Consider the following 24,103-nt stretch of genomic DNA (forward strand, 5'->3'; position numbering starts at 1 on the left):
TATGAAGCACATCCACTGGGCGGCGTCCGTCTTCTTCGCGTTCGCCGTCGTGCTCGGACTGACCCACCCCCAGGCCCTCGCCGCTCCCCGTACGGCCGAGGCCGGCGTCTTCGACGTACGCGACTACGGAGCCAAGGGCGACGGCTCCACCAACGACACCCCGGCCATCAACAAGGCCATCACAGCGGCCAATTCGGCGGGCGGCGGCACGGTCCGCTTCCCCGCGGGCACGTACAAGTCCAAGAACACCATCCACATGAAGAGCGAGGTCACACTCCAGGTCGACAAGGGCGCGACGATCCAGGGCTCCAGCGCGGACACGTACGACCCGCCCGAGGACAACCCGAACGACGCCTACCAGGACTACGGTCACAGCCACTTCCACAACGCGATGATCTACGGCGACCGGCTCACGAACATCGGCTTCGTCGGCGACGGCGTCATCGACGGCCTGGGCAACCTCATCACCGGCAACCCGAAGTCGGGCGAGGCCGACAAGATCCTTTCGCTGACCCGCTGCAACGGGCTGCGCCTCGGTGACGGCCTCACCCTGCGGCGCGGCGGCCACTTCGCGGCCCTCATCAACGGCTGTACGAACGTCACTTCGGACCATCTGACCATCGACACCGCGAGCGACCGCGACGGCTGGAACATCATCAGCACGACCAACGTCACCGTCACCCACGCGACCATCAAGGCCAACGACGACGCGCTCGTCTTCAAGAGCGACTACGCGCTGGGCGCCAAGCTGCCCAACGGCCATGTACGAGTGAGCGATTCATACCTCTCGGCGGTGTGCTGCAACGCGCTCATGTTCGGCTCCGAGACCTGCGGCGACTTCTCCGACTACCAGTTCGCGAAGATCCGCATCGAGGGCTCCAACAAGTCCGGGCTCGGCATGGTCTCGATGGACGGGGCGAAGATCTCCGACGTCCACTACCGCGACATCACGATGACCAACGTCCATTCCCCGATCATGCAGAAGATCGGCACCCGCAAGCGCTGCGGGAACAGTCCCGGGATCGGCTCGATCAGCGACGTCACGTACGACAACATCACGGCGACCGGGTCGAGTCCGTCCTTCAGCCCGACGCTGTGGGGCGAGAGCGGCCACCGGATCAACGGGGTCACCTTCACCAACGTCAACATCACCGTGCCCGGCGGCAACGGCACCATGTCCACCGCCGTACCGGGCAACGACCCGAACGACTACAACCCGAAGGCCATCGGCACGCGCCCCGCGTACGGCTGGTACCTCCACAACGCGGACAACGTCACCTTCACGGACAGCTCGGTGAAGTACGCGGCCGACGACGGGCGCCCGGCGGTCATCGCCAACGCCGCGAGCGGCATCAAGTTCACCCGGTTCACCGCACAGCGTGGCAGCAACTCGCCGCATGACATGGGATTTCAGAGCGTCACGGGGTATTGCCTGACGGACAGTCACAACACGGCCGGCGGGTCCCTGCGTGTCTCCCACACCGGCTCGAATGAGAACTGCGGTACGGCGGCGACGCCGATGGGCGCCGCGGCCGCGAAGCCGCCGGCGGCAGCTGCGAAGCCGCTCGACCTGGAGAACCCCCGCCAGGCATTCCTGCGCGGCTCCGTCGGCGGCCTCTTCCTGCACTGGGGCGAGCGCACCGCCCCCGCCCACACCAGCTGCACCGCCTGGGAGAACGACGTCACCAGCGGCGGCTGGACCCCCGACTACTGGGTGAAGGAGGCCCAGAAGCTGCACACCCAGTACCTGGTCCTCGCCACCTTCCACAGCCGCCTCGGCTACGCCCGCCCCTGGCCGTCGAAGATCCCCGGCAGCTGCTCCACCCAGCGCGACTTCCTCGGCGAGACGATCGCCGCGGCCAAGGCCAAGGGTCTCAAGGTCATCCTCTACATGACCGACGACCCTCAGTGGCACAACGAGGGCGGCCACGAATGGCTCGACTCGGCCGCGTACTCCGCCTACAAGGGCACGAACGTCGACCTCACCACCCGCGACGGCTTCGGCCGCTTCAGCTACGACAACTTCTTCGAGGTCATGGACCGCTACCCCGACCTCGGCGGCTTCTGGATCGACAACGACAACGCGTACTGGGAGAGCCACAATCTCTACGCCCAGATCCAGCAGAAGCGCCCGAACTACACGCTGAGCAACAACAACGAAGACACGCCGATCATGGACATGATCAGCAATGAGCAGAAGACGGGGATGACACCGTCGTACGACTACCCGCAAGCCGTCTACACGGCCCAACCCCGCCTGACCGAGGCCGACTTCAAGCTCCCGTCGAGCGGCGCCTGGTGGTACGACGGCTCGAACCCGTCCGTCGACAAGACACTCACTCTCGGCCGGCTGATCACCAACGCGGGCTCGTCCGTGAAGGCGCTGATGGCCGAGACCGCCCAGGTCAACGGCAAGTTCCCGAGCAATCAGGCCGCCTTCAACACCTTCGCCGACTCCTACCTCGACCCCATCTGGGAGTCTCTGCACGGCACCGAGGGCGGCGGCTACATGTACGGAGGCCTCAAGCCCGGCTTCTGGAACGACGGTGCGCACGGCGTGACCACGATCAGCAAGACCGACCCGAACCTCCAGTACGTGCACGTGCTGACACCGCCGTCCACCAGCACCCTGCGCATCCGCGACAACGGCTACCGGATCGCGTCCGTCACCAACCTCCGTACGGGGGCGGCCATTTCGTGGTCACAGTCCGGAGGCGTCCTCACCCTGAGCGGACTCGGCGGCTGGGACCCGTACGACACCGTCTTCAAGGTCACGACCGCAGGCCGGCAGGGCATCCTGTCCGGCGTCACGGTGAGCGCGAGCGCCTCGGCGAGCGGGCACGCGGCATCGGCCGCCGGGGACGGCAGTTACCTCAGCTACTGGGACAGCGACAAGACGCTGCCGGTGAATCTCACCTTCGATCTGGGATCGGCGAAGAAGGTGCAGTACATCGGCCTCAACCAGCGCGAGGACTCCGTCGCCTACGCACGCTCCGACACCGAACAGTCCGCGCGGATCAAGGCGTACAAGGTGTTCCTCAGCAACGACGGCGCCGGCTGGGGAAGCGCGGTGAAGACCGGACAGCTGCCAAGTCGCCGCGGAATCCAGGGGATCGACCTCACGGCGGCGAACGCCCGGTACGTACGCCTCGAAGTCGACTCCACGTGGGCGGCGTCCACCGACACCACCCGCTACAAGCGGCTGCGGATCGACGAGGCATGGATCGGCACGTCGTACGCCACCCCGGCGTCGACTGCCCCCGCGCACCCGGCGTCGACCGTCACCCCGTACCCAGCGGCTGCCGTCACCCCGTACTCCGACAACGGCCAGTCCCTCCGCCCCGCCATGGGCTGGAGCAGTTGGAGCTTTGTGCGCCGCTGGCCCACCGAGGCGAAGATCAAGGCGCAGGCGGACGCCCTCATCGCGAGCGGGCTCAAGGACCACGGCTTCGTGTACATCAACCTCGACGACTTCTGGCAGAAGTGCGACGCGAACGGCTTCGTCGTCGACTCGTACGGGCGATGGACCGTCGACACGGCGAAATTCCCCTCCGGGATCAAGGCGCTGGCCGACTACATCCACTCCAAGGGGCTGAAATTCGGCTTCTACGTCACGCCGGGCATCGCCAAGAACGCGGTCACCAAGAACACGCCGATCGAGGGGACCTCGTACCACGCCGCCGATATCGCGGACACCTCGAAGACCGAGAAGAACTACAACTGCAAGAACATGTACTACATCGACTACGGGAAGCCGGGCGCGCAGGAGTTCGTGAATTCGTGGGCGAAGCAGTTCGCCTCCTGGGGAGTCGACTACCTGAAGATCGACGGGGTGGGCAGCGCCGACATCCCCGACGTCCAGGCCTGGGACAAGGCGCTGCGGGCGAGCGGCCGGCCGATCACCTTCGCGCTCTCCAACAACCTGCCCATCGCCAACGCCTCGACCTGGCGATCGCTCGCGAACAGCTGGCGCACCCAGGGTGACGTCGAGTGCTACTGCGGTTCGGGCGCGAACGGCAGCGGCTATCCGCTGACCGACTGGTCGCACGTCTCCGCCCGCTTCACCTCGGCGGCCAACTGGCAGTCGTACGCGGGCCCGGGCGGCTGGAACGACCTCGACTCGCTGGAGATCGGCAACGGCGACCAGGCAGGACTCACCGCCGACCAGCGCCGCTCCCACTTCACCCTATGGGCGATGGCCGGCACACCGCTGCTGCTCGGCACCGACCTCACGCACGTCGACTCCGTCGACAAGGCGATGCTGACGAACGACCGTCTTATCGGCGTCGACCAGGACGGCGTCGCCGCGAAACGGGTGGTGAACAGTGGTGTCAAGCAGGTCTGGAGCAAGAAGGAGAACACCGGCGACTACGTGGTGGCGCTGTTCAACACCGGTACGTCCGGCAACACCACGGTCGGTGTGAACTGGTCGCAGGTCGGATTCACGGGCTCCGGTGACGTCACGGACCTGTGGTCGGGCTCCCACAAGGGCGTGATCGCGGACTCGTACAGCGCGACGCTGCGGCCGGGTGAAACACGGCTGATCCGTGTGAAGCCGGTCAACAGCGCGAATGCCGTGAATGCGGCCGACGGTGCGCGAAGTGTGAACCCGGTTAATCGAGTGAACGTTTCCGCGGCTCCCGACGCGGCAGCCGCCTCGCCGGGCATGGCCGTCGCCCCCTACGAGTACCTCGGCTGGGGCAGCCCCCAGAACCCCACCACCGTGATGGCGGCGACCGGCGTCAAGTGGTTCACGCTCGCCTTCATCCTCTCCGACGGTTCCTGCAACCCGAAGTGGGACGGCTCGCGCCCGCTGACCGGCGGCAACGACCAGTCGAAGATCAACGCGATCCGGGCGGCCGGCGGTGATGTCATCGTCTCCATCGGCGGCTGGAGCGGCGCCAAGCTCGGCGAGAAGTGCTCCAGCGCCTCCGCGCTAGCCGGCGCGTATCAGAAGGTCATCAACGCGTACGGCCTCAAGGTCATCGACATCGACATCGAGAACACCGAGTGGAACAACGCAACCGTGCGGCAGCGGGTGATCGACGCGCTGAAGATCGTGAAGGCCAACAATGCCGGCCTCAAGACGATCATCACCTTCGGCACGACGACCAGCGGCCCGGACTCCACGGGTGTCGACATGATCAAGCGGGGCGCCAACTCGGGCCTGGCGAACGACATCTGGTGCATCATGCCGTTCGACTTCGGCGGCGGCACCACCAACATGGGCACGCTCACCACCCAGGCCATGGAAGGCCTCAAGGCTCGGGTCAAGTCGGCCTACGGATACAGCGATTCGACGACCTACGCGCACATCGGGCTGTCGTCGATGAACGGCAAGACCGACGACTCCGGCGAGCGCGTCCGGGTGGCCGACTTCAAGACCATGCTCGCCTACGCGCAGCAGCACCACATCGCGCGCCTCACCTACTGGTCCGTGAACCGCGACCGGGCCTGCGGCTCCGGTACCGACGGGGACTCCTGCAGTGGTGTCTCGCAGCAGCCGTACGACTACCTCAAGGTCTTCGCCCAGTACACGGGCTGAGGGGACGAACCATGAAACTCAACAGAGCACTTCCCTGGTGCCTTTCCCTGGCCCTGGCCGTGCCGCTCGTCGGGCTGACCGGCGCGACGGCCCGGGCGGCCACCGACTACCAGGCCGAGGACGCCACGATCTCGCAGGGCACGGTGGCCTCCAACCACACCGGCTACACCGGCACCGGCTTCGTCGACTACACCAACACCACCGGCTCGTACGTGGAGTTCACGGTGAGCGCGGCCTCGGCGGGCACCTCGTCGCTGGCCCTGCGGTACGCCAACGGCACGACCACCGACCGGCCGATGAACATCTCCGTCAACGGGACGGTCGTCGCCACCGCCGTCTCCTTCCCCGCCACCACCAACTGGGACACGTGGGCGACCAAGAGCCTCGACGTCCCCCTGAACGCGGGCTCCAACAAGATCCGCGCGACCGCCACCACCGCCAACGGCGGCCCCAACCTCGACCGGATCGGCATCGGCACGGCGGCCGACACCCAGGCACCGAGCCGCCCGGGCCAGCCCAGTTGCTCGGCGGTCACCGAGAACGAACTCACCCTCGCGTGGGGCGCCTCGACGGACAACGTCGGCGTGACGGCGTACGACATCTACGAACACGGCAACAAGCTCAGCGAGGCGCCGGGCGACGCGACGTCCAAGACCCTCACCGGGCTCAGCCCCAAAACCACCTACAACCTGACCGTCATCGCCCGGGACGCGGCCGGCAACGCCTCGCAGGCCAGCCCGGTCGTCGACTGCACGACCCCACCGAGCTCCGACACCACACCGCCGACCAAGCCCGGCACCCTCACCTCCTCCAACGTGACCGCCAACAGCGTCGACCTCGACTGGGGCGCCTCGACCGACGACAAGGCGGTGGCCGGGTACGACGTGCGCAGCGGCACGACGGTCTACAAGAGCGTGGCGAGCGGTACGTCGACCACGCTCACCGGGCTCGCCTGCAACAGCCCGTACACGCTGAACGTGGTGGCGCGCGACGCGGCGGGCAATGTCTCCCCGCAGAGCAACACGGTCACCTTCACGACACAGGCGTGCGCGACGGACGGCGGAGTGCCGTCGTCGATCGGGACCGTCTCCAGCGGCTGGACCATCCCATGGGGCACGTACTGGATGCCCGACGGGCAGAGCGCGCTGGTCACCGAGCGGGACGACTTCCGCGTCTGGAAGGTCACGAAGGACGGCACGAAGACGCAGGTCGGGACCGTGCCGAACGCCGTGACGACGAACGGTGAGGGCGGTCTGCTCGGCGTGGCCGCCGACCCGAAGTGGGAGACCAACCACTACGTCTACTTCATGCACACGGCGTCCGAAGGCAACCGCGTCGTCCGCATGACGTACAACGGCAGCTCGCTGACCGGCTACACGGTCCTCCTCCAGGGCATCAAGAAGAACCGCTACCACAACGGCGGACGCCTCGCCTTCGGCCCCGACGGCTATCTGTACGTCTCCACCGGCGAGGCCCAGACGCCCGACCTCGCGCAGGACAAGAACTCCCTCAACGGCAAGATCCTGCGCATGACGACGGACGGCAAGGCGGCTCCCGGCAACCCGTTCGGCAACTACGTCTACAGCTATGGCCACCGCAACCCGCAGGGCCTCGCCTTCGACCGCAACGGGCGCCTGTGGGAGGCCGAGTTCGGCGACAGCTCCAAGGACGAGCTGAACCTCATCAAGCCGGGCGCCAACTACGGCTGGCCGACCTGCGAGGGCACGTGCAGTGTCGCCGGGATGACCAACCCCAAGAAGACCTGGAACGTCTCCGAGGCCTCGCCCAGCGGCATCGCCATCGTCCGCAACGTCATCTACATGGCATCCCTGCGCGGCGAACGGCTGTGGCGCATCCCCATCAACGGCGACACGGAGAACGTCGGCACGGCGACCGCCTACTACGTCGGCACCTACGGCCGGCTGCGCACGGTCACCAAGGTCCCGGGCGCCGACCAGCTCTGGCTCTCGACCACCAACTGCGATAACAACGGAGGTGCGGCGGACGGCTCGGACAAGATCTTCAAGGTGAGCATCAACTAGCGGTCACCGAGTGGGCGCGGTGCCGAGGTACGCGTCGATGACCTTCGGGTCGGCGCGTACCTCGGCCGGCGTGCCCTCGGCGAGGACGTGGCCGAGGTCGAGGACGACGACGCGGGTGCAGAGTTCCATGACGAAGGCGACATTGTGCTCGACGAGAAGGACGGCACACCGTTCCTCGACTGTCAGATGACGGATGACAGACAGCAGCTGACCACTCTCACTGTCTGTCATCCCACTCGCGGGTTCGTCCAGCAACAGCACCCTGGGCGGATCCGCGACCGCACGCGCCAGCTCCACCATGCGGGCCCGGCCCACCGGGAGCGCCCCGGCATACGAGGTACCGATGTCGCCCAGCCCGCACGCGCGCAGCACGGCCGCCGCACGCTCCCGACGGCTCCTCTCGTACGTACGCCGGGTCGGCGCCGCCAGCAGATCCGCCGCGAGACCGCCGCCGCCCCCGCGCCACTCCTGGGCGACGACCAGGTTGTCGGCCACCGTGAGCTGGCCGAACAGCTGTTGCCGCTGGAAGGTGCGGCGCATGCCGTGGCGGGCGCGCCAGACGGGGGAGCGGCGGGTGATGTCCGTGCCGTCGAGGCGGACGCGGCCGTCGTCGGGGCGGCGGATGCCCGACAGGGCGTCGAAGAGGGTGGTCTTTCCGGCGCCGTTGGGTCCGATGAGGCCGCACACCTCGCCGGGGCGCAGGGCGAGGTCCACTCCGTCGAGGGCACGGACGCCGCCGAAGCGGACGCCGATGCCGACGGCTTCGAGCACCGGAGCAACCGGAGCAACCGGAGCAACCGGAGCGTTCGTCATGGCCGCACCATCTCTCCGGGCCAGCGGCCTTGTTGTCCGGGTCGGGCCTGTGGGCCGGGGCGGCCTGGTTGTCCGGGATCTCCGGGACTTCCTCCGGGACCTCCGGCGCCTTCGGGCGCTCCTGATTCGCTCCCGGCCGCGATCCCCAGGTAGGCCTCCGCCAGCCGGTCCGCCTCCACCTCCTCGCGCGGGCCGCACCACGTCACCCGCCCCTGGGTGAGATACGCGACCCTGGAGGCGATCCCGAGGACCTCGGTGGCCTTCTCCTCGACCAGCAGCAGTGCCGTGCCCGCCCGCTTCAGTTCGGTCAGCAGCCGGAACACCTCCTCGACCACGCGTGGGGCGAGGCCGAGGGAGGGCTCGTCCGCGATCAGTACCTTCGGCGGGCGCTGGAGGAGCGGCGCGAGCGCGAGCATCTGCTGCTCGCCGCCGGACAGCGAACCGGCGAGGACGCCACGGCGTGCCGCGAGGCCGGGAAAGCGGGCGTAGACGGCGTCGCGTTCGTCCTTGGCGCGCAGATGCAGGGCGAGGTTCTCCTCGATGGTGAGGGACGGGAAGATCCCGCGTCCTTCGGGCGCCAGGACGATCCCCGCCCGGGACCGTCCGACGGCCCGCTCGCGCGTGGCGTCACGCCCGGCGACGTACACCTGGCCGGTGAGCGGGGTCAGCAGCCCGGCGGCGACACGGCACGCGGTGGACTTTCCGGCGCCGTTCGGGCCGAGAAGGGCGAGGATCTCGCCGGGGCGGACGGCGAGGTCGACGCCGTGGAGGACGGGGGCGCCGTCGTATCCGGCGTGGACGGCGCGGAGTTCGAGGGCCACTTCGGGGGACGACGCCGAGGGCGCCTCGGAGGGCGTACGGGGTGTGGTCGTCGCGCGCCTGCGGTGCAGCCGGGTGGACACGGCTGCCGCGTACCCGTCCGGGTCATTGGCCAGCGCCAGCCCCGCCAGGCCGAACAGGAGCACCGGCAGATGGACGGACTCGGTGACGTAGTCCGACAGCAGATGCGGTACGACGGCGTAGACGAGCCCCGCGACCACCGCGAACTGGGGGCGGCGCACCCCGGCCGCCACCACGACCGCGAGCCAGATCAGCCCCGTCATCGCGGTGAAGTCGGTCGCGGTGATGCGGGTGCTGTACGACGCGTACATCACGCCGCCGAAGCCCGCGAGCCCGGCCGACAGCGTGAACAGCATGAGCTGGGTGCGGATCACCGACACGCCGGACGCCATCGCCGCCGCCGGAGCCGAGCGGACCGCGAGCATCGCGCGCCCGGACGGCGAGTCGCGCAGCGCGCTGAGCGCCGCCACGGCCAGCGCGACGAGCACGATCATCGCCACGCCCATCGCGCGGTCGTCACTCAGGTCCACCGGTCCGAAGACCGGGCGCGGGATCGCCCAGCCCGTGTCCCCGTTCCTCAACCAGCCCATCTGGAACAGGACTTGGTCGGCGAGGAAGGCCAGCGCGAGGGTCGCCAGGGCCAGCGAGCGTCCGCCGAGCCGCAGCGCCGGCAGCGCCACCAGGGCGCCCAGCACCGCCGCCGCGCACGTCCCCACCGCGGCGGCCGCCACGAACGGCCAGCCACGGCTCATCAGCAGTCCGGCCACCAGCGCCGCGCCCGTCACGAACGTCGCCTGCGCCAGGGAGACCATCGCGCCGAGCCCCGTCACCACGGTGAACGAGACGAACACCAGGGACAGGGCGAGCCCTTGGGCGAGGAGGCCGCTCCAGAAGGGGGTCGTGACCGTGTAGAACGCGAGGGCGAGCAGCAGCCCGGCCGCCGTCCAGGGGCCCCAGCGCCGTATCCACGACCGTCCCGCCAGATAGTCCACCGGCGGCGCGTCCGTGGCCGCCGTGCCCGCCGTCCGCTGCCGTCGGGTCAGCACCAGCAGCCCGGCGAAGAGGATCAGGAACGGAACGGCCGTACGGAAACCGGTGATCCGCTCTGCGAACGTCGCATACCCGGCGACCAGGTTCTGCAGCACCCCGAGCCCGAGGCCGCCCGCGAAGGCGAGCGGAACGGAGGCGAAGCGGCCGAGGACCGCGGCCGTCGCCGACACGAAGAGGAAGAGGGTGAAGTCATGGGCGGACAGGCCGAGAAGAGGGGTCGCGAGGACGCCCGCGAGACCGGCGAGCGCCGACGACAGCATCCACGCGATCGACGACAGCCGGTCCGCGCTCATCCCGCGCAGCTCCACGAGGGAGCGATTGTCCACCGAGGCCCGGAGTCTGAGGCCCAGCGGCGTGTGCCGCATCAGGATCCACAGACCGACGGCGACCACGGCGGTCGCGACCCACGTGATCAACTGGTCGGAGTCGACGCCGACTCCGTCCATCAGCTGCCACGACTTCGCCGGGCTCGGCCCGACCCCCGGAAGCCCGAACTGGTTCTCGGCGGGTTTGACGGACACCCCCGCGTCCTCAAGGAGCTCCACGATCCACAGCCCAAGCGCGGGCAGCGCCACCAACAGCCCTATGGTGGCGACGATCTGGGCCGTCTCACCGACCCGCGCCAGTTTGCGGAACATCAGCCGGTCCAGGCCCCAGCCCAGCGCGGGCGCCATCACGCACACCAGCAGCACGGCCGTCGGCACGGCGGGCCAGCCGAGGCCCGAGTGCAGCTCGTAGAAGGCGAGCGCACACAGGTAAGCGGTGGCGCCGTGCGCGAAGTTGAACAGTCCCGAGGCCGAGTACGACAGCACGAGCCCGGTCGCCAGCAGGGCGTACAGCGCGCCCGACACCAGTCCGCTCAGCACGAACCCCAGCAGGTCCGACATCCCAACCCCCCTCCCTGTACTGCTACTTGAAGGGAATGGGCGGGTAGCACGTGAAGGGCGCCGACACGACGTACTTGCCGCCCTTGAGCTGGACGAGCGCCCCGCAGCCGAACGACTGCTTCTGCCCCTTGGGCTCGGCGCGGTCGCCGACCATCGTGCCCGTGTCGGAGAACGCTCCCGCCGCCTTCTGGAAGGACGCCACCGTCAGGTCCTTGCCCGCCTTCTCGGCGATGGCGAGGAACAGGTCGGCGGACATGTACCCGGTCATCATGTGCATATTGAGCGGGACATCCTTCCCGGCCGCCTTCTTGATGTCCTCCTTGAACTGCCGCATCGCCGCACTGTCCTGCTCGAACGGCTGGAACGACAGCAGGATGTGCACCCCGTCGAGCGCCTGCTTCGTCGCGCTCTTGGCGAGCAGCGAGGGGTCGTAGTCGGTGGGATCGGTGAGCACACCGTCGTACCCCGTGCGCTTGAGCGCGGTGAACAGGCCGATGTTGTACGGGGTCTGCATCACGGAGACCACGGCGTCGGGGGCCTTGCCGCCGTTGCTGCGCAGGATCTCCTTCGTGTACGCCGACCAGTCGCTCGGTACGGTGCCCGCGGGGACGGAGGACTTCGCGAACGTCACCTTGTAGCCCGCCGAGGTGAAGCTCTGCTTGTAGGTGCGGATGGCGAAGGTGCCGGCGTCGCTGTCGTTGGCCAGGATCGCCACGGACTTGCCCTGCGAGCCGCCCGTCACCTGCTTGAGCCCTTCCGGCCAGGTCTGCGAGATGGTGCCGCCGGGCATCGGCACCATGCAGCCGCCGAAGCCGTAGATGTAGGTGGGCCCGCAGAAGGAGGGCAGGGTGCCCCAGCCGAAGGTCGGCACCTTCTGCTGCTGGAGGAAGTCCGACCCCGAGAAGGTCGTCGAACTCATCGGCGCGATCGCGAACACCTTGTCCTGCTGGACGAGTTTGCGTGCCGCCGCGAGGTTCTTCGCCGGATCCTGGCCGTCGTCCTCCGCGCCCAGATAGTCGATCTTGCGGCCGTTGACCCCGCCCTCCGCGTTCGCCCGGTCGAAGCGGGCCTTCGCACCGAGGTCGGTGTCCTTCTTCGAGTACCCGGTGGCGGTCGTCATCGAGACGATCCCGCCGACCTTGATGGAGTCGTCGGTCACCCCGCGTACGGAGCTCCCCGCCTTGTCCGAACTGCCGCCGCCGGAAGCCGAGTTGCAGGCGGTGGTGGCGAGCAGCAGCGCGGCCACGGCGGCGGTCATGGTGCGAATCGGGCGCGACACGTCGGTCCCCCTCCGTCGGGGCTGTGCCTTCTGGGGGGACACCCCCCAGACCCCCCGCGAAAGTCTCGGCTGAATCTGACGACCCGTCAATATCTGACGCGTCGGTAAGTGATGAGGCGTCAGATGATCAGATGAGCCGTCGGATACGGCTCACGCCCGGTACAGCGCCTCGACCTCCGCCGAGTACGCCTTCTCGATCGCCTTCCGCTTCAGCTTCAGCGAAGGCGTCAGCAGCCCGTGCTCCTCGGTGAACTGGTGGGCCAGTATCCGGAACGTACGGATCGACTCGGCCTGCGAGACCAGCGTGTTCGCGGCCACCACCGCCCGTCGCACCTCGGTCTCCAGATCGGTGTCACGCACCAGATCGACGGGGGACAGCTGCGGCTTGCCGCGCATCTGGAGCCAGTGCTCGACGGCCTCGGAGTCGAGGGTGACGAGCGCCGCGATGTACGGCCGGTCGTTGCCGACCACGATGCACTGGGCGACCAGCGGATGGTCGCGCACCCGCTCCTCCAGGACGCCCGGCGAGACGCTCTTGCCGCCGGAGGTCACCAGGATCTCCTTCTTGCGCCCGGTGATGGTGAGATAGCCGTCCTCGTCGAGGGAGCCCAGGTCACCGGTGGCGAGCCAGCCGTCGTGCAGGGTCGCGTCGGTCGCCTTCTGGTTGTTGAGGTACCCCTGGAAGATGTTCTCGCCGCGCAGCCAGATCTCCCCGTCGTCCGCGATGTGCACCGTGGTGCCCGGGATCGCCTGGCCGACGGAGCCGAACCGGGTGCGCTCGGGCGGATTGGCGGTCGCGGCCGCCGTGGACTCGGTGAGCCCGTACCCCTCGTAGATGAAGACGCCCGCGCCCGCGAAGAACAGCCCGAGCCGCCGGTCCATCGCCGAGCCGCCCGACATCGCGTGCTTGACCCGGCCGCCCATCGCGGCGCGCACCTTGGAGTAGACGAGCTTGTCGAACAGCTGGTGCTGCATGCGTAGGCTCGCCGAAGGGCCAGGACCGATGCCCCAGGCCTTCTCCTCCACCGCGTCCGCGTAGCGCACGGCGACCTCGACGGCCTTCTCGAAGGGGCCCGATCTGCCTTCCTTCTCGGCCTTGCGGCGGGCCGCGTTGAAGACCTTCTCGAAGATGTACGGCACAGCCAGGAAGAACGTCGGCTGGAAGGCGGCCAGGTCCGGCAGCAGGGCGGCCGCGTTCAGCTGCGGCTGGTGCCCGAACTTGACCTTCCCGCGGACCGCGGCGACCTGCACCATCCGCCCGAAGACATGCGCGAGCGGCAGGAACAGCAGCGTGGCCGCCTCGTCGCCCCGCTTGGAGTGGAAAACGGGCTCCCAGCGGGCGATGACGGTGTCCGCCTCGAACATGAAGTTGGCGTGCGAGATGACACAGCCCTTGGGGCGCCCGGTGGTGCCGGAGGTGTAGATGATCGTCGCGGTCGAATCGGGCGTGACCGCGCGCCGGTGCCGGTGGACCACCTCGTCGTCGATGTGCGCGCCCGCCTCGTACAGCTCCTGGACGGCGCCCACGTCGAGCTGCCACAGCTTGTGCAGCTGCGGCAGCCGCTCGACGACCGTGGCGATCGTCATCGCGTGGTCCTCGTGCTCCACCATCACCGCCGCCACCTGGGCGTCGTGCAGCATCCAGAAGACCTGTTCGGCGGAGGAGGTCGGGTACACGGGGACGACCTGGGCGCCGATCGTCCACAGCGCGAAGTCGAAGAGCGTCCACTCGTAGCGCGTACGGCACATGATCGCGACCCGGTCCCCGAACCGGATCCCCTGGGCGAGCAGGCCCTTGGCGAGTGCGAGCACCTCGTCGCGGAACTCGGCGGACGTCACATCGCGCCACTGGCCCTGTTCGTCCTTGCGGCCCAGGGCGATGTGCAGCGGGTCCTCCAGGGCATGGTCGAAGACGACGTCGGCCAAGCCGCCCACCGGCGGCGCCGACGCCAACGGAGGGTTGGTGAACTCGCGCAATCCCGCTCCTTGTGGCGCTCCGCACAGCGCCGTGAAAGCTACCCCACCGGGCCGCCGGGCGGGAGGGGGGTCGGAGTGGGGAGGCTCACGGCATCCGCACTGGTCAGTCGAGGAAATGCCCGCACAAGGGGAAGGGCCGGACAGAATCTCTTACGGTTCCGTAAGTTTCGGGCCCGTAATCTCCACGGAATCTGTACGACGCGGTTACGCCGCGAAGCGCGCGTGGCGCCGGTACATGGACCGTACATTTTCCGGTGGGACTAGCCCGGGAGAGGGCATACGGCGTACGAACAATTGACGTGAATCGGGCGGCCCGACACGGGGGCGGTCGCGCGGGCGCGGCGCACGAGGTGCCCGCGACCCGGACGCCGCAAGGTCATCCGGGTCACGGTGGTGGACGAGAACGACATCTTCCGGCGGGGCCTGGTGGCCTGTCCGCAGAGCGACGAGGCGCTGCGGGTCGTCTCCGACGCGCGGACCGGGCCCGTCGCGGGCGTCGCTGACCTGGTCTTCGCCTCGGCCAAGGCCGCCGGCGACCTGACCGGCACCGGACCGCCCCGCCTGATCTGCGGCGACCCCCCAGGCGCCGGGCGGCCGGGCACACCCCTGGAGTGATCCACGTAGATCCGCAGATCGTTCCGTGCGTGACCCCAGAACACCGCCCATGGCCCGGTGCTCAGCTCCGCGGCCCCGCCGCCTCCTTGACCGGCTTTGCCGCCGGGCTCGGCGTCGCCGCCCGCGGTGTCCGTACCAGCGTCAGCACCAGCGCACCGGCGATCATCCCCGTCACGCCCGCGGCCAGCGTCGCCGTGTTCAGCCCCGACGCGAACGCGGCCCGCAGGGCGTGTTCGGAGAGGTTTCCGCGCAGCGCGCCCGCGCCGCCGCCCGCCAGGGTGTGGGCCGCGTCGTGCGACAGCGTGTCCTGCATACGGGAGGTCAGGACCGTGCCGAAGACGGCCACCCCGAGCGCGTACCCGAGCTGGCGGACCGTGTTGACCGCGCCGCCCGCCATGCCCGCCCGCTCCGGCGGTACCGCGGCGAGCGCGGCGCCCGCGATCGCGGGGGAGACGAACCCGGTGCCGATCCCCACCAGCACCAGGCCCGGCACCAGCACCGTCCAGCTCGCGCCCGCGTCCAGTACGGCCTGGCACAGGGCGCCCGAGCCGATCAGCAGCAGCCCGCCGCCTATCGTCAGCCGCGCCGGAACCCCGTGCAGCAGCTTCCCGGCGAGGATCGCCACCACCACCGACGCGCCGGTCAGCGGCAGCAGGGTGAGGCCGCCGCGCACCGGGCTCATGCCCAGCACCGTCTGCATCCAGATCGAGACGTACGGCAGCACGCCGAACGCCACCCCGTTGAAGGCCAGCGCGCCCGTCATCACGCCGATGAACGCCGGCTTGCGCAGCAGCGACAGGTCCAGCAGCGGATACGCCGCCCGACGCTCGACGGCGACGAAGGCGGCGAGCGCGAGCGCCGCCACGGCGAAGGACACCGCCGTCACCGTCGAACCCCAGCCTTCCGCCCCGGCCTTCACCACTCCGTACGTCGTCGCCCCCGCGAAGCACGCGAACGTCGCCGTGCCCGCCCAGTCGACGCGCATCCCGCGCGGACCGCGCGACTCCGGCACCACCTTCAGCGTCAGCCACACCGACGCCACGCTCACCGGCAGGTTCACGAAGAAGATCCACCGCCAGCCGGGCCCCTCGGTGAGCAGCCCGCCGAGCACCGGTCCGACGGCCGCCGCACCGCCGCTCACCGCGCCCCACACCCCGAGCGCTGCCGACCGCTGCCGTCCCTGGTAGACCGAACCCAGAAGAGGCAGCGTCGTCGCGAACATCGCCGCGGCGCCCACACCTTGCAGCCCCCGCGCGGCCACCAGCATCCCGGGCCCCGACGCGAGCCCGCACAAAAGCGACGCCACCGCGAACAGCACGACGCCCGCCACATGCACCCGGCGCCTGCCGAGGATGTCGGCCGCCGCCCCGATGCCCAGCAGCAGCGCGGCGAGCGCGAGCGCGTACCCGTCGATCACCCACTGCAGATCACTCAGCGACGCGTGCAGCGCCCGCGCCATGTCCGGCAGCGCGACGACGGCGATCGTCACGTCCAGCAACAACATGAACGTCCCCAGGCACACCGCTGTGAGCGGCCCCCATGTACGCATGTCCTCAACTCCTTGTGTCACGGATGCGTATGCCTCCGTACGATGAGGTCGCACTGGATGATCGCGGTGGCCTCCGGCATCCGATCGACGGAATCCGACAAGGGCGGGCCCTATGGAGATGGAATCCCACACCTTCGACAAGCTGGATCTCCAGCTGCTGGCCGCGCTGGAGGCTAACGGCCGGGCGCCCTTCAGCCGGATCGCGGAGGTGCTCGGGGTCTCCGACCAGACGATCGCGCGGCGCTTCCGCAGGCTGTGCGCCGAGGGCGGGCTTCGCGTCGTCGCCGTCCGCGACGCCCAACTGCTCGGCCAGGACCACTGGATGCTGCGGCTGCGCTGCGCGCCCGACAGCGCCGAGGCCATCGCGGAAGCGCTGGCCAAGCGCCCCGACACCGCCTGGATCGGGCTCGCCTCGGGCGGTACCGAGGTGGTCTGCATGACGCGCCCCCGCAGCCCCGGTGACCACGACGACCTGCTGCTCGGCAAGCTCCCGCGCACCCCGAGCATCATGGAGATCCGTGCCCACCAGCTGCTGTACCGCTTCTACGGCGGACCCAACGGCTGGCTCGGCAAATTCGCCGCACTGACGGTCGATCAGATCGACGCGCTGCGACCCGAGTTGCCCCCGGCGACCGGCCCCGCCCGGATCGACCCCGAGGACGAGCCGCTGGTCGCCGCCCTCGAACGCGACGGGCGCGCCACCTACCCCGAGCTGCAACGCGCCACCGGCCGCTCCGAGTCCGCCGTCAAACGCCGGCTGGCCGGGCTGATCGCCTCCGGCGCCCTGTACATCGACGTCGAGTACCACTCCGAGACCCTCGGCTACGCCCTCGCCGCCTGCCTGTGGATCACGGCTGCCCCCGCCGCCCTCCACTCCGTCGGCGAGGCCCTCGCCACCCACGACGAGATCGCCTTCGCCTCCGCGACGGCGGGCCCCTCCAACATCGTCGTGACCGCCGTCGCCCGCGACACGGCCGGCCTCTACGCCTACCTGAGCGGCCGCCTCGGCAGCCTCGAAGGCGTGCAGTACGTCGAGACGACACCGTTCCTGCGCCGGGTCAAGCAACTGACGTACACGAAGCCGTCCCGTTAGCCCCGTTGCCCCCGGTGCAGCCGGTCCCCGGCCCCGAGGATCGCCGCCGCCAGTGCGTCCGCCGCCTCCTGCGCGGACGTACGCCGCCGTCCGTGCACCAGGACGAAGTCGACCTCGCCGAGTTCCGGCAGCCCCGCCCGCTCCGGCACCTGGACCAGCCCCGGCGGGACGAATCCCCGTGAGTGGGCCATGACGCCCAGGCCCGCGCGGGCGGCGGCGATGAGGCCGTTGAGGCTGCCGCTGGTGCAGGCGATGCGCCACGGCCGGCCCTGGCGCTCCAGGGCTTCGAGGGCGAGGGCACGGGTGATGCCCGGGGGCGGGTAGACGATCAGGGGGACCGGGCGGTCGGGGTCCAGGCGCAGCCGTTCCGCGCCGATCCACACCAGGCTGTCGTGCCAGACCAGCTCGCCGCGCGGGTCCTCGGGCCGCCGCTTGGCCAGCACCAGGTCGAGCTTTCCCGCCGCGAGCTGCTCGTGAAGTGTGCCGGACAGCTCGACCGTCAGCTCCAGGTCCACCTCGGGATGGTCGTACCGGAAGCCCTCCAGGATCTCCGGCAGCCGGGTCAGGACGAAGTCCTCGGACGCGCCGAAGCGCAGCCGGCCGCGCAGCCGCGTCCCCGTGAAGAACGCCGTCGCCTGCTCCTGCACCTCCAGGATCCGGCGCGCGAAGCCGAGCATCGCCTCGCCGTCCTCCGTCAGCTCCACGGAGTGCGTGTCCCGGGCGAAGAGCTGGCGTCCGCAGGCGTCCTCAAGGCGGCGCACATGCTGGCTGACGGTGGACTGGCGCAGCCCGAGCCGGCGGGCGGCCTGGGTGAAGCTCAGGGTCTGGGCCACCGCCAGGAACGTACGCAGCTGCGAAGGGTCGTACATGGGCTCATGTTATCGCGCATCGTGATGACAGTCAGAGCGGTGAGACGGATTCCCGATCGCGGCTCCGAAGAGGACGATGGAGAGGGCACGACCCGCCCCAGAACGATCACCTTCGACAAGCGAGCAGTGGAGCACCGTGAAACGCCTGCAGTGGCCGAGTTGGATGCCGATCGACCCGTACATCCTGCTGTTGCTCGGGACAGTGGGCCTCGCGGCCCTCCTCCCGGCGCGGGGTACGGGCGCCGACGTGGCGTCCGGCGCCTCCACGGCCGCGATCGCCTTCCTCTTCTTCCTCTACGGGGCCCGGCTCTCCACCCGTGAGGCGATGGAGGGGCTCAAGCACTGGCGGCTCCACGGCACGGTCCTGGCCTGCACCTTCGTGATCTTCCCGCTGCTCGGCCTGGCCGCGCGAGGACTTGAGCCGGTGTTCCTCACGCACAACCTCTACACCGGCCTCCTCTTCCTCACGCTCGTGCCGTCGACCATCCAGTCGTCGATCGCGTTCACGTCGATAGCGCGCGGCAACGTGCCCGCCGCGATCTGCGCGGGCTCCTTCTCCTCCCTCGCGGGCATCGTCATCACCCCGCTGCTCGCGGCGGCCCTGCTCGGCAACAGCGGCGGCGGTTTCTCCGCCGACTCACTTGTGAAGATCGTGCTCCAGCTGCTGGTGCCGTTCATGGCCGGTCAGGTGCTGCGCCCCTGGATCGGCGGGTTCATCACCCGCCACAAGAAGGTCCTCGGATACGTCGACCGCGGCTCGATCCTGCTCGTCGTCTACACCGCGTTCAGCGAGGGCATGGTGCAGGGCATCTCTCACCAGGTCAGCCCCGTCAGGCTGGCCGGACTCCTGGTCGTCGAGGCCGTGCTGCTGGCCGTGATGCTCGCGCTCACCTGGTACGGCTCGAAGGCCCTGAACTTCCACCGGGAGGACCGGATCGCGATCCAGTTCGCCGGGTCGAAGAAGTCCCTCGCCTCCGGACTCCCCATGGCCAGCGTGCTGTTCGGCGCGCACGCCTCGCTCGCCGTGCTCCCGCTGATGCTCTTCCACCAGATGCAGCTCATGGTGTGCGCGGTCATCGCCAAGCGCCGCGCCCACGACCCCGAGGCGGCCGAGGCCGCCGAGACGGCTACGACCCCGGTCCCGCCAGTCGCAGAGTCACGAATCGCGGTCGGTACAGGGACACGTTCCGGCTGAGGTTCGCCTGCGCCGAGGCACCCGTCGCGTCCAGCCAGTTGACGTCGTAGCTGAGCACGAGCCGGTCCCCGTCGCTCAGCTCCGTGTGCATCTGCGGGTTGTACGCCGCCACGTCGCCCTGGGGGAGCGACGGGCTGAAGCCGCGGGTGGGCCCGTGCCAGGGCCCGGTCGGCGAGCACGCCCAGTACGACGTGACCGTCGTCAGCCCCGCGGTGCCGGCGGCCATGGTGAACAGGACGTAGGTGCCGCCGTCGCGCACCACCGTGAACGCGCTGCCCACACCCGTACGCTGCCCGTCCCCGAGCACCGGCGCCGGACGCGCCCGCACCGCCCACCCCGAGCCGTCCCAGTACTCCCAGGCCCCCGGCTCGGCGAGCCTGCCGCGCGGCACCCGTGCGACGTACGCCTTCGAGACGGGACGTGAGGTGGCCTGACCGTCGTCACCGCCGAAGACGTACGTCCACTCGCCCGCGTCGACCATCGAGGTGCCGAACAGCACGCGCCGGGAGGCGTCCGCGACGAGCCGCTGGTCGAGGACCGTGCTGATTCCTTCGAGGCGCAGGTCGGGCAGGGAGAGCGTGGCGACCTCGGTGGCGGTGGGCACGCCGTAGATCCAGGGGGCCTGGCCCGCCGTGCGGGTCCACAGCAGGACGCGGACGACCTTCTCCGACGAGCCGGGGGAGCGGGGCTCGACGCGGGCCGCGACCGGCCAGCGCCACTGCTGCGGCCCTGGGTCAGGGAACACGGGCGCGGGAAGCGTGGACTCCAGACGGCCCTCGCGGGACATCACGACAGCCGAGTTGCGCACCAGGGGCGCGCTCACGTCACGCCAGGCATACGACTCGCCGACCGGGTTCGGCGGCCCGTGCACCAGGCCGAGATAGGTGTCCGAGAACAGCCACAGCACCCGCCCGTCCGGCAGCCGCACCGAGTGCGTGCCGTCGCCGCCGGTCCAGTCGTCGGTGCGGGAGGCGTCGTCCCCGTACCGGGCGAACTCGCCGGTGAGCCTCGCGTCGGCGGACCAGGAGCTGGGCGTACGGGCCGTGCACGCGCCGCCGCCCTCCCGGTCGTGGTCCGGAAGGGCGGTGAGCAGCACGGCCGCGCAGACCAGGGCCAGCAGGATGCCGAGCCCGGTCTGGTTCTGCCGTCGTGCTCGTGCGTCGTCGGGCACGGACGGGACGTTAGTGGCCTCCGCCCACATGGTCCATGGGGAGCCACAGGACGGTGTCCCGGGTCACGCTCCGGGAGGGCGCCGCGGACAACTCCTCGTCGCTCAACGCCCGGTCATAGACCCGTACGTCGTCGATTGCTCCAGTGAAGTACGCCCGGCTGTCGAGCCGTTGGCCGATGTGCACCCCGAACGGCGAGTTCCGGCTGACCGATCCGGGCACGTCGGCCGTACTGACCGTCGTCCCGTCGACGAACAGCGTCAGCTGCCCGCCGCCCCTCCGCAGCGCCAGATGATGCCACTGGCCGTCGTTGTACGCGCCCGAGGTCCGCACCGACGCCGACGTGGGCGCCGCCGCGCCGTTCCTGGTGGTGATCAGCCCGGTGATCCTGTTGGACGCGGGCTCGCCGCGCAGCCACACCTGCGGCTGCGACGTCCCGATCCCGCCCATCCACAGCAGCGGCTGCTCACCGGTGGTGGCGGTATAGCGGAACCACAGCGACGCCGTGAAGTCCTTTGTTCCGAGCGGGAGTTGGTCCTGATACGGCAGTCGTACGGCGTCGTCGGCGCCGTCGAACGCGAGCGCGCCGCCGGACACGCCGTCCGTCTCCTGGGCGCCGCCGAGGACTGCGGCCCGCCGGGTGCCCGGAGCGAGGTCGGCCGTGGTCGGATCGGGGCCGCGACGTGGCGTCAGCCAGTCCTCGGTGAAGCGGGCGAAGCGGATCTCGTCGCGCGCGTCGACCGCGCCGCCCTCGTAGAGCAGGCCCACCGTGTCGCCGTCGACGCGGACCATGTCCGAGTAGCCCGACCAGTCCGTGGTGACGACCGTGCCGCGGTCCACGCTCTCCCAGGTCCGTCCACCGTCGTAAGAGGAGCGGATCATCATGGTCCGGCGGCGGTCCGGGTCACCGGGGCAGGCGAGCAGTATCCGGTCGCCGAGGCGCAGCGACGAGCCCTGGACCTGGGGTGCGTAGAGGTCCGGGAGGTCGCGGAAGGGGCCCTTGAAGCTGTCGCCGCCGTCGCGGCTTACTGCCTGGGTGCGGTGGCCGAGGTCGGTGCCGTCCTGTTCCCGCCCGCTGACGAGGACGGATCCGTCGGCGCGTTCCGTGAGCGTCATCTCGGACGGCTTCTGCCGGAAGGTGCCGTCGTCGGCGATGGGCCACGAGTCGGTCGCGCCGATGTCCCAGTGGTCGCCGTCGTCGTCACTGGTGATCAGCGCGGCGTTGTTCGCCGAGACCCGACTGCCGTCCCACGTCTCGGTGTTGACGCCGAAGACGAGCCGTCCCGCGTGCTTGCCCCGGGTCAGCTGGATGCCGTGCACGGGCCCGGTGGCGTACCAGGAGTTCCAGTTCGCCGGGAGGATCTCGTCGCTCAGGTCGCGCGGCTGCGACCAGGTCAGTCCGTCGTCGTCGCTGTACTGAAGGTGCGGGGTGCGGTTACAGGGGACGGAGCAACTCGCGCTGTCCGTACGGCCCTTGTTGTATGTCTCCGCCAGCAGGATGCGGCCGGTCTCGCGGTCCACGACGGGTGCGGGGTTGCCGTGCGTGTCGCCGCCGCCGTCGTTGACGACCTGGAGGGGGCCCCAGGTGCGCCCGCCGTCGGTGGAGCGCTTGACCACGATGTCGATGTCGGCCGCGTCACCGCAGTTGAGGACGCGGCCCTCGGCGAACGCCAGCAGTGTGCCGTCGGTCGTCTTCACGACGGCGGGGATGCGGAAGCAGGCGTAGCCCGGATCCTGGGAGGCCTTGAAGAGCACCTGCTGCTCGAACTCGCCTGTCGTGGACGCCTGTTCGGCACCTGCCGGGCTGGGCAGTGCGAGCAGTGCGGCGGTGGTGAGAACGGCGGTGAGGACGGCTCTGAGACGTACTCGGTGAGCCGATCTGAGGCATGCGCGGAGAGCGGATCTCAGACGTGCGCGGAGAGTGGATCTCAGGCGTGCGCGGAGACTTGGCGGCATGGTGCGACCTGCCCTTCATGCGGCTGGGCAATCCGGAGACTCTGGACATCCCACGTCCAACGTTCGCGTCACAGACGCTACTTGGGCTCTCAGGTGCCTCACAAGAAGTGTGCACCGGTCATGTTCACGCCAGATTCCGCCGGCGCCGCAGGGGTGGCAGTACCGGAAGTACGGCTGCGGTCTGGGGAGTCGGTGTCGTGCCCGCGCCGCCCTTGCGGCACACCAGGGCGTCCGGGTCGTTCGCCGGCACCTGGAGCGAGTAGCCGTCCGGGCAGGCGGGTCCGGGGTCACCCTTCGGGCCGGGCGGGCCGGGGTCACCCTTGTCGCCGGGGTCGCCCTTGTCACCCGTGTCGCCCTTCGTGCCCGAGGTGCCCGATGATCCCGACACCCCCTGGGGGCCCGGCGCACCCTGGATGCCCTGCGCTCCGGGCGGTCCCACCGGGCCGGGAAGGCCGTCCGTGCCCGGCGCTCCCGAGGGGCCGGGCGAACCGGAGACACCGGTGGGTCCGACAGGACCGGGTACACCGCGTGCTCCGCGCTCGCCGGTGGCACCTGTCCTGCCGCCCGCGCCCCGCTCGCCCTTGGCCCCGGGCTCTCCCGGCGCTCCGGCGGGCACGCGCACCCGGTCGACGAGGTTGTCCACTGCCTCGGAGGGGTCCGGGGCCGCGGGGGTGCCGCCGCCGGCCCGCACCTGCGCGCGCAGCGCGCGTACGTCCTGCGCCAGCGTGGACAGCGCCTTGCCGCGCCGGTCCGCCTCCGAGCGCAGCTCCTCCGCCTTGCGGTCACCGGCGTCGATGCGCGCCCAGAGGATCACCGCGACGCCGGAGAGGGCGATCAGCACGCAGACGAGGAAGATGCTGCGCCAGCGCAGGGCGAGCAGCCGCTGGAACCCGTTCACGGCGCACCTCCTAGACGGTGGATGTCGAGGCGCAGCCGGGCGATCTCCGACTGGTCCGCCGCGTGCAGCGAGGACAACTCGGTGATACGCGAGTCGCGTTCCGCGACCTGGCGTTCAAGGCGGTCGCGCTCGGACTGCAGCTTGTCGGTGAGACTGGAGAAACCGTTCAGGGCGTTCTCGCCCCGCTTTCCCAAGTACGCCACGACGGCCGCGCCCAGCACGCCCGCGCAGGCCAATAACGAGCCGAGCAGGGTGGTGCCGGCATCCAAGTAACTGCCTCCTACCCGGACGACGGGCCGCGCGGACGTGGCCCGATGGAACTCGCC

The 24,103-nt window shown here is 69.9% G+C and carries 15 protein-coding genes; 5 read left to right on the top strand and 10 right to left on the bottom strand.

The genetic code is table 11. The features are described from left to right. The first annotated feature begins 1 nt into the window (after position 1). On the top strand, positions 2-5,545 hold the full coding sequence (locus OG975_RS40100) for a glycosyl hydrolase family 28 protein (protein ID WP_406334474.1): 5,544 nt from the start codon (positions 2-4) through the stop codon (positions 5,543-5,545). A gap of 11 nt (positions 5,546-5,556) precedes the next feature. Then, positions 5,557-7,587 carry a PQQ-dependent sugar dehydrogenase gene (locus tag OG975_RS40105; protein ID WP_406334476.1) on the top strand — a complete coding sequence of 677 codons (2,031 nt, stop codon included), beginning with the start codon at positions 5,557-5,559 and terminating at the stop codon, positions 7,585-7,587. Between the two features lie 3 nt (positions 7,588-7,590). Here the strand turns inward: OG975_RS40105 and OG975_RS40110 are convergent, their stop codons facing one another. The 4 genes from OG975_RS40110 to OG975_RS40125 form a co-directional block, all read right to left on the bottom strand. Continuing rightward, positions 7,591-8,400: an ABC transporter ATP-binding protein gene (locus OG975_RS40110; RefSeq protein ID WP_406334477.1), complete on the bottom strand. Its 810-nt coding sequence runs from the start codon at positions 8,398-8,400 to the stop codon at positions 7,591-7,593. Continuing rightward, positions 8,397-11,177, bottom strand: coding sequence for an ABC transporter permease subunit (locus tag OG975_RS40115; protein WP_406334478.1), 2,781 nt, complete (start codon positions 11,175-11,177; stop codon positions 8,397-8,399). Before OG975_RS40115 ends, OG975_RS40110 begins: the two co-directional genes overlap by 4 nt. 22 nt (positions 11,178-11,199) lie before the next feature. Then, positions 11,200-12,456, bottom strand: a complete 1,257-nt coding sequence (locus tag OG975_RS40120) for an ABC transporter substrate-binding protein (protein ID WP_406334479.1) — start codon at positions 12,454-12,456, stop codon at positions 11,200-11,202. A 150-nt stretch (positions 12,457-12,606) separates the two neighbouring features. Beyond that, positions 12,607-14,433: an AMP-dependent synthetase/ligase gene (locus tag OG975_RS40125; RefSeq protein WP_406334480.1), complete on the bottom strand. Its 1,827-nt coding sequence runs from the start codon at positions 14,431-14,433 to the stop codon at positions 12,607-12,609. Positions 14,434-14,826: 393 nt separating this feature from the next. Between OG975_RS40125 and OG975_RS40130 the strand changes: the two genes are divergently transcribed. After that, entirely contained in the window at positions 14,827-15,048 is a 222-nt protein-coding gene (locus OG975_RS40130; protein WP_406334481.1) for a hypothetical protein, read from the top strand. Positions 15,049-15,109: 61 nt separating this feature from the next. Here the strand turns inward: OG975_RS40130 and OG975_RS40135 are convergent, their stop codons facing one another. Beyond that, the gene (locus tag OG975_RS40135; protein WP_406334482.1) at positions 15,110-16,597 is read right to left on the bottom strand and encodes an MFS transporter; all 1,488 of its coding nucleotides are present in this window, start codon (positions 16,595-16,597) and stop codon (positions 15,110-15,112) included. 112 nt (positions 16,598-16,709) lie between these two features. Here OG975_RS40135 and OG975_RS40140 point away from each other — a divergent pair, with 112 nt between their 5' ends. Next, positions 16,710-17,690: an Lrp/AsnC family transcriptional regulator gene (locus OG975_RS40140; RefSeq protein WP_406334483.1), complete on the top strand. Its 981-nt coding sequence runs from the start codon at positions 16,710-16,712 to the stop codon at positions 17,688-17,690. Here OG975_RS40140 and OG975_RS40145 read toward each other — a convergent pair. Next, the gene (locus tag OG975_RS40145) at positions 17,687-18,559 is read right to left on the bottom strand and encodes a LysR substrate-binding domain-containing protein (protein ID WP_330308668.1); all 873 of its coding nucleotides are present in this window, start codon (positions 18,557-18,559) and stop codon (positions 17,687-17,689) included. The genes OG975_RS40140 and OG975_RS40145 overlap by 4 nt on opposite strands. Before the next feature lie 136 nt (positions 18,560-18,695). Between OG975_RS40145 and OG975_RS40150 the strand changes: the two genes are divergently transcribed. Next, the gene (locus OG975_RS40150; protein ID WP_406334484.1) at positions 18,696-19,754 is read left to right on the top strand and encodes a bile acid:sodium symporter family protein; all 1,059 of its coding nucleotides are present in this window, start codon (positions 18,696-18,698) and stop codon (positions 19,752-19,754) included. Here OG975_RS40150 and OG975_RS40155 read toward each other — a convergent pair. The 4 genes from OG975_RS40155 to OG975_RS40170 all read right to left on the bottom strand — a co-directional run bounded on the left by OG975_RS40155 (position 19,687) and on the right by OG975_RS40170 (position 24,046). Then, positions 19,687-20,925 carry a DUF4185 domain-containing protein gene (locus tag OG975_RS40155; protein WP_406334485.1) on the bottom strand — a complete coding sequence of 413 codons (1,239 nt, stop codon included), beginning with the start codon at positions 20,923-20,925 and terminating at the stop codon, positions 19,687-19,689. The two genes, OG975_RS40150 and OG975_RS40155, sit on opposite strands and share 68 nt — an antisense overlap. A gap of 10 nt (positions 20,926-20,935) precedes the next feature. Further along, positions 20,936-22,879: an exo-alpha-sialidase gene (locus tag OG975_RS40160; RefSeq protein ID WP_406334487.1), complete on the bottom strand. Its 1,944-nt coding sequence runs from the start codon at positions 22,877-22,879 to the stop codon at positions 20,936-20,938. Between the two features lie 124 nt (positions 22,880-23,003). Then, positions 23,004-23,777 carry a collagen-like protein gene (locus OG975_RS40165; protein ID WP_406334488.1) on the bottom strand — a complete coding sequence of 258 codons (774 nt, stop codon included), beginning with the start codon at positions 23,775-23,777 and terminating at the stop codon, positions 23,004-23,006. Continuing rightward, positions 23,774-24,046: a hypothetical protein gene (locus tag OG975_RS40170; RefSeq protein WP_330308673.1), complete on the bottom strand. Its 273-nt coding sequence runs from the start codon at positions 24,044-24,046 to the stop codon at positions 23,774-23,776. The genes OG975_RS40165 and OG975_RS40170 overlap by 4 nt, the downstream gene beginning before the upstream one ends. Positions 24,047-24,103 lie beyond the last annotated feature (57 nt).

The sequence above is a fragment of the Streptomyces sp. NBC_00203 genome (assembly GCF_045206325.1).
In the GTDB taxonomy this organism is placed as follows: domain Bacteria; phylum Actinomycetota; class Actinomycetes; order Streptomycetales; family Streptomycetaceae; genus Streptomyces; species Streptomyces lutosisoli.

Bases quoted from the DNA above. Each gene is read 5' to 3' on its own strand.
- OG975_RS40100 (WP_406334474.1), top strand. From the start codon at position 2: ATGAAGCACATCCACTGGGCGGCGTCCGTCTTCTTCGCGTTCGCCGTC.
- OG975_RS40105 (WP_406334476.1), top strand. From the start codon at position 5,557: ATGAAACTCAACAGAGCACTTCCCTGGTGCCTTTCCCTGGCCCTGGCC.
- OG975_RS40110 (WP_406334477.1), bottom strand. From the start codon at position 8,400: ATGACGAACGCTCCGGTTGCTCCGGTTGCTCCGGTTGCTCCGGTGCTC.
- OG975_RS40115 (WP_406334478.1), bottom strand. From the start codon at position 11,177: ATGTCGGACCTGCTGGGGTTCGTGCTGAGCGGACTGGTGTCGGGCGCG.
- OG975_RS40135 (WP_406334482.1), bottom strand. From the start codon at position 16,597: ATGCGTACATGGGGGCCGCTCACAGCGGTGTGCCTGGGGACGTTCATG.
- OG975_RS40140 (WP_406334483.1), top strand. From the start codon at position 16,710: ATGGAGATGGAATCCCACACCTTCGACAAGCTGGATCTCCAGCTGCTG.
- OG975_RS40145 (WP_330308668.1), bottom strand. From the start codon at position 18,559: ATGTACGACCCTTCGCAGCTGCGTACGTTCCTGGCGGTGGCCCAGACC.
- OG975_RS40160 (WP_406334487.1), bottom strand. From the start codon at position 22,879: ATGCCGCCAAGTCTCCGCGCACGCCTGAGATCCACTCTCCGCGCACGT.